This is a genomic window from Hungatella sp. SL.1.14, assembly GCF_024460495.1.
In the GTDB taxonomy this organism is placed as follows: Bacteria; Bacillota; Clostridia; order Lachnospirales; family Lachnospiraceae; genus Hungatella; species Hungatella hathewayi.
Map to the genome: position 1 here is coordinate 1 of NZ_JANFYJ010000488.1, position 291 is coordinate 291.

Annotated in this window: 1 protein-coding gene; it reads right to left on the reverse strand. The window is 49.5% G+C overall.

The annotated features are described in order from the left end of the window. On the reverse strand, positions 1 to 291 hold a 291-nt coding region (locus tag NE473_RS31955; protein WP_256265716.1), incomplete at both ends, for a PLP-dependent transferase.

Genomic DNA, 291 nt, shown 5'->3' on the forward strand with positions numbered 1-291 from the left:
TGGAATGGGTCACGATATCGGCGCCCCATTCAAAGGGACGGCAGTTAATCGGAGTTGCAAACATATTGTCGATGATTAACGGTACGCCGTGTCTGTGAGCAGCCGCTGCAAATTTTTCAATATCCAGAACCACCAGGGCCGGATTTGCAATCGTCTCTCCAAAAACAGCCTTTGTATTCGGTTGAAATGCCTTCTCCAGCTCTTCCTCAGACGCATCGGGATCCACCAGCGTCGAATCGATTCCCAGTTTCTTAAGCGTCACCGTAAAGAGATTTGTCGTTCCGCCATAGA